The 6,770-nt window shown below is 71.7% G+C and carries 9 protein-coding genes; 4 read left to right on the top strand and 5 right to left on the bottom strand.

The window, feature by feature from the left end; all coding sequences use genetic code 11:
- Positions 1 to 135 precede the first annotated feature (135 nt).
- Entirely contained in the window at positions 136 to 618 is a 483-nt protein-coding gene (locus tag COGEMETH_RS18400; RefSeq protein ID WP_238184057.1) for a MarR family winged helix-turn-helix transcriptional regulator, read from the bottom strand.
- Between the two features lie 155 nt (positions 619 to 773).
- Between COGEMETH_RS18400 and COGEMETH_RS18395 the strand changes: the two genes are divergently transcribed.
- Positions 774 to 1,553: a DUF1499 domain-containing protein gene (locus COGEMETH_RS18395; RefSeq protein WP_238184056.1), complete on the top strand. Its 780-nt coding sequence runs from the start codon at positions 774 to 776 to the stop codon at positions 1,551 to 1,553.
- A gap of 98 nt (positions 1,554 to 1,651) precedes the next feature.
- Here COGEMETH_RS18395 and COGEMETH_RS18390 read toward each other — a convergent pair whose 3' ends face one another.
- The 3 genes from COGEMETH_RS18390 to COGEMETH_RS18380 form a co-directional block, all read right to left on the bottom strand.
- The gene (locus tag COGEMETH_RS18390) at positions 1,652 to 2,593 is read right to left on the bottom strand and encodes an MBL fold metallo-hydrolase (protein ID WP_238184055.1); all 942 of its coding nucleotides are present in this window, start codon (positions 2,591 to 2,593) and stop codon (positions 1,652 to 1,654) included.
- A 75-nt stretch (positions 2,594 to 2,668) separates the two neighbouring features.
- Complete coding sequence (locus COGEMETH_RS18385; RefSeq protein WP_238184054.1) at positions 2,669 to 3,652, bottom strand: DUF2865 domain-containing protein; 984 nt, start codon at positions 3,650 to 3,652, stop codon at positions 2,669 to 2,671.
- A 318-nt stretch (positions 3,653 to 3,970) separates the two neighbouring features.
- Entirely contained in the window at positions 3,971 to 4,141 is a 171-nt protein-coding gene (locus COGEMETH_RS18380) for a hypothetical protein (RefSeq protein ID WP_238184053.1), read from the bottom strand.
- Between the two features lie 262 nt (positions 4,142 to 4,403).
- Here COGEMETH_RS18380 and COGEMETH_RS18375 point away from each other — a divergent pair, with 262 nt between their 5' ends.
- Entirely contained in the window at positions 4,404 to 4,580 is a 177-nt protein-coding gene (locus COGEMETH_RS18375; RefSeq protein ID WP_238184052.1) for a DUF1328 domain-containing protein, read from the top strand.
- Between the two features lie 108 nt (positions 4,581 to 4,688).
- Here COGEMETH_RS18375 and COGEMETH_RS25720 read toward each other — a convergent pair whose 3' ends face one another.
- Entirely contained in the window at positions 4,689 to 4,979 is a 291-nt protein-coding gene (locus tag COGEMETH_RS25720; RefSeq protein ID WP_306421759.1) for a NepR family anti-sigma factor, read from the bottom strand.
- 156 nt (positions 4,980 to 5,135) lie between these two features.
- Between COGEMETH_RS25720 and COGEMETH_RS18365 the strand changes: the two genes are divergently transcribed.
- Both COGEMETH_RS18365 and COGEMETH_RS18360 read left to right on the top strand, forming a co-directional pair.
- Positions 5,136 to 5,939: a response regulator gene (locus COGEMETH_RS18365; RefSeq protein WP_238184051.1), complete on the top strand. Its 804-nt coding sequence runs from the start codon at positions 5,136 to 5,138 to the stop codon at positions 5,937 to 5,939.
- Positions 5,940 to 6,337: 398 nt separating this feature from the next.
- A complete protein-coding gene (locus COGEMETH_RS18360) occupies positions 6,338 to 6,712 on the top strand; it encodes a hypothetical protein (RefSeq protein ID WP_238184050.1) in 375 nt (124 codons plus the stop codon).
- Positions 6,713 to 6,770: the final 58 nt, after the last annotated feature.

Raw genomic sequence — 6,770 nt, 5'->3', positions numbered from 1 at the left:
GCCCGGACGCCGCGCAGCGCGGCGGGGAGGCGGTCGTTCCCGGTCCCCTGCAACTGCCGGCCTCGCTCAGCCTGCCGGGCGGGGCGCGGGCCTTCGCGCCCTGAGCGGCGCATCCTGCGAGCCGAGGGCCGGAGGCTACCGATCCTGCGCGCCGGCTTCTTCCTCGCGCGCCAGCGCCCGCCATTGCAGCACCAGACGCTCGAAGGTGGCCAGTTCGTCCGCGCCGAGGCGTCCGAGGGTGCTGCCGACGTAAGTCTCCTGCGCCGCGAGCCCCCGCGCCGCGAGCCCGGCGCCGGCCGGCGTGAGGTGGAGGGCGTGCGAGCGCCGGTCGCCGGGGATCGGGCGCCGCTCGACGAGGCCGGCCTCGACGAGGCGGTCGATCAGGCCCGAGACGTTGCCCTTGGTGACGTAGAGGCGCGCGGCCAGCTCCTGCTGGGTCAGGCCCTCCCGCTCGGTCAGGGTCGAGAGCACGTCGAATTGCGGGATCGAAAGGCCGATGGCGCGCAGCTGCGCCCCGATCGCCGCCGAGACCCGGCGGTTGAGGCGGATGAAGCGGAACCAGACCCGGAGGGGGTCGGTGGGTTCCGGGTTCGGCTCGACGGCGGGCGGACGCGGCATGACGGAGCGAGGCTATAGCAGACGGCGCGGGGTTCCGGCATCCGGCCAGTCGAGGGTGCGCACATCGAACGCGGCCGGGCGAGTGGCGCCGGGGGAGGCGCGGCTGTAAGGCTTGGCCTCCCCCGCCCCGAAAGTGCCCGCACAGCGCCCGTCCCATGCGCCGCATCGTCATCGAGGAACCCGTCACCCGCGCCGCGCCCCTGGCCCGCCGGCTGGCGCTGTTCTCAGGCCTCGTCACCGGGCTCGCCCTCGTTCTGGTGCGCGATCCGCGGGCCGAGACGGGGCCGGCGCTGGCCGTGCTCGGGGCCGGCCTCGGCGTCGCCCTCCTGGCGATCCTGGTGGCGGTCCTCGCCTTCGTGCGCGTCTGGCGGGAGGGCGCACGCGGCGTCGGCGCGGCGCTGGCGGGCCTGTTCCTGGCCGTCCTCGTGCTCGCCTACCCGGCCTACGCCGCCCTGCGGGGCCTGCGCCTGCCGCCCCTCACCGACATCAGCACCGACGTGGACAACCCGCCGGCCTTCTCCCGCTCGCGGGCCGCCTTCGCCGCACGCGACGGGCGCTACCCGCCCGATCCCGGCCCGGATTCCCGCGAGCGGCAGCGCGTCGCCTATCCCCAGATCGCGCCCCTGACGCTCGACATCGACGCGGACCAGGCGTTCGAACTCGCCCGCAAGGCGGCGGTGAACCGGCGCTGGCAGATCGTCGAGGCGATCCGTCCGGGCGGCCGCGTCGGCAACGGCCGGATCGAGGCGGTGTCGCGCAGCCTTCTCCTCAACCTGCCCGACGACGTGACCGTGCGGGTGCGCCCCCGCGCGGACGGGGCGCGCATCGACGTGCGTTCAGCCTCAAGGCTCGGGCCCCGCGACTTCGGCGTCAACGCCGACCGCATCCGGGCCTATCTCGACGAGGTCGCCAACCTCGCCATCGCGGTGAAATGAGCCGTCAGGATCGTGTGCGCCGATCTCGACCGATGGTCGGGATCGGCGCGTCCGGCGGACGCCTGCCGCCGCGCAGTCGCGCGGGCGGTGGGAGCCCATCACCCGCCGGGACTACCCCCGGCCGGGCGATAGCTCCCGTCGAGGCGGGCGGGGCCGTCCGTGACCACGAGGCCGCGCTCGACCAGGTCCTCCAGGTGGGCGAAGACCGAGAGGGCGGCCGCGCCCACGAGCTTCGGGTTCAGCCCCTGGTAGATCGCGCCGACGATGGCGCGGATGCCGGCATCGCCCGCCGCGACCCGTGCCCGGATCGCGCCCTCGCGCTGGCGGCGGTGGTTGGCCAGCCCCCGCACGAAGCGGCGCGGGTCGCGCACGGGGCCTCCATGGCCCGGCCAGTACACGGTCTCCGCCCGCTCCCGCAGCCTGTCGAGGGAGGCCATGTAGGCCCGCATCGAGCCGTCCGGCGGGGCGACGATGCTGGTGGACCAGGCCATGACGTGGTCGCCCGAGAACAGGGCCGCCTCCTCGGGCAGGGAAAAGGCGAGGTGGTTCATGGTGTGGCCCGGCGTCTCGACCGCCCGCAGCGTCCAGCCCTCGCCAGAGAGCACCTCGCCGTCGCCCATGGGACGGTCGGGCCGGTGCTCGCGGTCGGCGCTGGCATCCAGCATCGGCAACTCGCCGGCCGCCAGTTCGCGGGCCGAACGGTGCGGACCGCAGCCGACGATCGGCGCACCGGTGCGGGCCTGGAGCAGGCGGGCGCCGGGCGAATGGTCGCGGTGGGTGTGGGTGACGACGATCGCCGCGACCGTCTCTCCGGCGAGGTCCGCGAGCAGACGGTCGATAGGGGCGGCATCCTCGGGGCCGGGATCGATCACGGCCACGCGCCCGTGCCCGACGACGTAGGTGCAGGTGCCACTGGCGGTGAAGGGGCCGCCGTTGTCCACCACCCGGCGACGGATCAGCGGGGACACCGCCTCCATCCGGTCGGGTGCCGGCATCATGGGGTCGAAGTCCGGCGCCGTCTCCGCATCCTCCTGCGCCATCCTCACGCTCCCTGCCGGATCATCCGGGAGGCGGCCTACGGCATCGACGGCGCCGGGACAAATCCCGGCCGATGCTCATGGACGGAAGGGGGAGGGGGCCACGACCCGGACCGCAGTGAAGGCGGCGCGCTCCGGCGCGCGCGCGGGCGGATCGGCGGAGGCGACACGGAACACGGCCTCGCGCCCGGCCGCCCGCAGCACCCGGCGGAAGGCGCGGGCTTGCTCGTCCCGGTGCAGGGCGCCGATCCTGGCCTCGATCTGCCGGGTGCGGCCGCGGGTGATCGGGGCCCGGCGGAAGTCGACGAGGGCGACGTAGCCGGGGGTCACGCGCGTGACCACGTCCGCGCTCTCCAGGGTGGCCACCACGTCGCCCCGCCGCAGGGTCGGGTCGTCGGCGACCGGCAGGGGCACGGCGCCGCCCGCTGGCCGGCAGGCGCAATCGGCCACCCGCCGCTGGCGGTAGATGTTGGCCAGCGCCGAAGCCCTGTAGGGCAGGCCCTGCGGACTCACCGCGCGGTCGAGATCGGTCTCGCCGGCCGCGAGGGTGTAGACGCTGGTGGCCGCACCGGGGCAGGCCGCAGCGCAGGCCGCGTGGTGCACCGGCATGTCCGCCTGGGCGCGCAGGTTGCCCAGGGGGAACAGGTAGCCGTCGCACGTCCGCACGCAGACCGTGCGCTGCCCCGTCCCGGCATCGGCGGCCTTGCGGATCGCCCGCCGGCGGGCCGTCTGCCGCCGCCGCGGCGCGTGCCACGCGGCGAGGTCCGCCGCCGGCCGGGGCGTGTGAAGGATGGGACGCGGAAGGCCGGCGCGGCGGCCGTCCGGAAGGTTGGCGTAGCGCACGGGCTGCCGGGGCGCCGGGGCCGCCTCCGATTTGGGGGGGCCGCGGAAAAGGTCCTCGAAGAAATCGAACAGGCCGCCGCGCTCGGACGCGTGGACCATGCCGGTGCCGACCGTCACGCTTCCGAGCCCGAGGATCAAGCCGGCGAGCACGGTACCGATCATCTGCCGCCGCGTGCCGCCGGAGGCGAGCGTTCGCCAGACCTGAGCACCGATCGCCATGCGTCCGCCATCCCTGCGCGAGGAAGCGCCACGGCCCGGAAACGGAGGGACGGAACGATGCGCTTCGAAGAGGCCGCGACTAGAGGGGGGCGGTTCGCGCCGAACAAGTGCGGAAGACAACGGACATCGCCGTGAGCCCGGCCGTCACGCGCCCACCGAGGGACGCGTTCCGCTGTGGGTCCCGATGGAATGCGGCCCGACTCCCCACCCGCCCCGCACCGCCCGGAACGCCGGCATCCACAGGAACCTCGGCCGTCGAAACGAAAACAGCCGCCCCGGGGGACGGCTGACGCGGTGTGTATTGGATGCAGGACCGGTTCAGGAACGCCGAACGGGCGGCCCGTTCCGCCGGACCCGGACGGGTACGAGCTGCGCCTGCGGCTTCGGCAGGGCCGCGTCGATCAACTGGTCTACACCGCGCACCATGGCCTCGGCGGCACGGTTTGCGGTCTCGGCGAGACGCTTGACGATGGCGGCGGCTGTTCTCATCGCGGACTCTCTCGTGCGGGCTCGGTCTGACGAACGCCGCGTCCCTCGCGTCCGTTCCGCGGTTGCGTCGTCTTGACAGTCATATGGTGTGCCCGAGCCCGGGCTGCGAGGGGGCGCCCTATAAGTCCATCGCCGGCCGTTCGCCGCAGAAATTCCATGTCGACAGACATTCTGCCGGACGGAACCGGACCGAAACCTTGGCGTTTTCGTGTTCAGAAGATCGCGGCCAAGACCGCGTTCATGGTCTCGAAGGATTAAGCCGATGCTGGGTTGGGCCGTAACATTTCTCGTCGTGGCCCTCGTGGCCGCTCTGCTCGGGTTCGGCGGCATCGCCGGCACCGCTATGGAAGCCGCGAAGCTGATCTTCTTCGTCGCGATCGTCCTGTTCGCCATCTCGGCCGTCATCGGCCTGATGCGCGGCCGCTCGCCGACCTTGTAGAGCGGGCGCACGCCGGCTTGAAGCGCCAGGAATACAGGACCGCCGCGCCCGATGCGCGGCGGTTCCGCGTTCGACCGACGGTGCTGGATCGAATGGTAGACTGACGCGTCAGATCTTCTTATCGCCGTCGTCGAGGCGCGCGATCAGGTCTCGGAACCGATCGGGGACCGGCTGCTGGATCACGGAATCGTAGAGCGTGCGCAGATGATTGCCGAGGCGGATGCGGGTCTGGTCGTTCAGACCGCGCCGCCCGGCGATCTCCTTGTGCCGCGGTTGAGAGACGGGAGCCGGCTCGTCGTCCGGCACCTGCGCTACGCCGCAACCGAAGGTCGCATCGTCCCCGCGGCGGTCCGTGGCTTTTCCGCCATGCGTCATCCGATCGGTCCCCTTGGATGCCATCGAGCATCGCCGCATTGTCTTGCGGCTTGACATACGTCATGGCTGCAGCAGCAACGCCGTGATGCACCATCGGTTCCCGCGGCCCCGGAACGGAGTCGGAGCGACCGCGTTGGGCCGGAAGGCTTTGAGAGAAAACGGCAAGGCACAGGGGATCTAATGTCCACATCGCAACTCGTGGTGCAGCATCTGCCGTACCTGCGCCGCTATGCGCGCGCGCTGACGGGGAGCCAGGTCGCGGGCGATGCCTACGTCGCCGCCACCCTGGAGACGCTGGTCAACGAGCCTGACACCCTCGGACGCAGCACCAACGTCAAGGCGGACCTGTTCCGCGTCTTCACCCGGATCTGGAATTCCCTCTCCGTCAACGGGCGCAGCGAGCAGGTGCAGCACGACCTGCCGGCGGAAGTGCGCCTGGGCCAGATCACCCCCCTGCCGCGCCAGGCCTTCCTGCTCTCCTGCCTCGAAGGGTTCTCCGAGGAGGACGCCGCGATCATCCTCGACGTGGACGTGAGCCAGGTCCGCGACCTCGTGGACGAGGCGGGCCGCGAACTGGCCGCCGACATGGCCACCGAGATCCTGATCATCGAGGACGAGCCGCTCATCGCCATGGACCTGGAGGCCCTGGTGGAGGGGCTGGGCCACAACGTGATCGGGGTCGCGCGCACTCGCACCGAGGCGATCAAGATCGCGTCCGAGGGCAAGCGCCCCGGCCTGATCCTGGCCGACATCCAGCTCGCCGACGGCTCCTCGGGGCTGGACGCGGTCAACGACCTGCTGAAGACCTTCGAGGTGCCGGTGATCTTCATCACCGCCTATCCCGAGCGCTTCCTCACCGGCGAGCGGCCCGAGCCGGCCTTCCTGATCGCCAAGCCGTTCCAGCCGGCCAACGTCTCCGCGGTCATCAGCCAGGCCCTGTTCTTCCAGCAGACGGCGCGGCGGCGGGAAGCGAAGAGCGCCTGAGGCGTCATCGACCGACACCCGTTCCTGAGACGACATGCAGCCCCGGCCACGAGCCGGGGCTTTTTCGTTGGGCATTGGACAAGAAAAAACGGGCCGGAAAAATCCAGCCCGTCTCGAAGGTTCCGGCCGATGCACAAGGGGAATGCGGGGAGGACCAGGTGGCCGGGTGCTTGAAGAACGGTTGGCGCCCGGGACGGTTCCGAAACGCGTCGCTTTTTGCGGCGGCGTGTGTTTTTCGTCACAGGGGACAGGTGTGGACGGCGCGCGTGCCGCTGCGCACGGCGGCAGTGAATGCGGCCGAATACTGATCTTCAAGAAAGCGTGGCAGTCGAGGAACCGGCGCGCGGAGACCGCGTTGTCCGGATATCCTGTCAAGCTCCCTCTTGGAGATCGCGACGATGCTTCGGTCTGGTTTCATCCTGGGCGTGAGTGCACCGGCCGCGATCCTGACGATGCTGGTCCATCCCATGGTCCGCGACACCGCCGACCAGTGGACGCCTCCGGTGGTCCTGAGTTTGCCGGCCGTGCCTGCGGTCGCGATGGTGCCGCTGCCCGGCATGCGGCCCGTGAACCTCGCCCTGAACCCGACCCGTGTCGCGGGCGTCCCCCGGATCGAGGGTCGGACCGGACCCGTGGCGACGCAGACCCCGGAGATGGGTGAGCGCCCGGCGCTTAAGCCCCGGCGGATGGTGCGGGAAGGCTGCGAGACGGCTCTCAGCTCCCTCGTCGGACCGGAGGCCCGCCGCATGGTCCCGGGCCGCTGCATCTCCTGAACGGCGCCGGTTCTTCTCGACGCCGTCTAAACTCGCCCAGCCTCAAAACGAAAGGCCC

The sequence above is a fragment of the Methylobacterium trifolii genome (assembly GCF_022179685.1).
GTDB classification, from domain to species: domain Bacteria; phylum Pseudomonadota; class Alphaproteobacteria; order Rhizobiales; family Beijerinckiaceae; genus Methylobacterium; species Methylobacterium trifolii.
The sequence above is the reverse complement of the archived record's forward strand: the minus strand, read 5'-3'. Positions and strand labels throughout refer to the sequence as shown.

Coding starts and splice junctions, on each gene's coding strand:
- COGEMETH_RS25720 (WP_306421759.1), bottom strand. CDS start 4,979: ATGGCATCCAAGGGGACCGATCGGATGACGCATGGCGGAAAAGCCACG.
- COGEMETH_RS18395 (WP_238184056.1), top strand. CDS start 774: ATGCGCCGCATCGTCATCGAGGAACCCGTCACCCGCGCCGCGCCCCTG.
- COGEMETH_RS18400 (WP_238184057.1), bottom strand. CDS start 618: ATGCCGCGTCCGCCCGCCGTCGAGCCGAACCCGGAACCCACCGACCCC.
- COGEMETH_RS18375 (WP_238184052.1), top strand. CDS start 4,404: ATGCTGGGTTGGGCCGTAACATTTCTCGTCGTGGCCCTCGTGGCCGCT.
- COGEMETH_RS18390 (WP_238184055.1), bottom strand. CDS start 2,593: ATGGCGCAGGAGGATGCGGAGACGGCGCCGGACTTCGACCCCATGATG.
- COGEMETH_RS18360 (WP_238184050.1), top strand. CDS start 6,338: ATGCTTCGGTCTGGTTTCATCCTGGGCGTGAGTGCACCGGCCGCGATC.
- COGEMETH_RS18365 (WP_238184051.1), top strand. CDS start 5,136: ATGTCCACATCGCAACTCGTGGTGCAGCATCTGCCGTACCTGCGCCGC.
- COGEMETH_RS18380 (WP_238184053.1), bottom strand. CDS start 4,141: ATGAGAACAGCCGCCGCCATCGTCAAGCGTCTCGCCGAGACCGCAAAC.
- COGEMETH_RS18385 (WP_238184054.1), bottom strand. CDS start 3,652: ATGGCGATCGGTGCTCAGGTCTGGCGAACGCTCGCCTCCGGCGGCACG.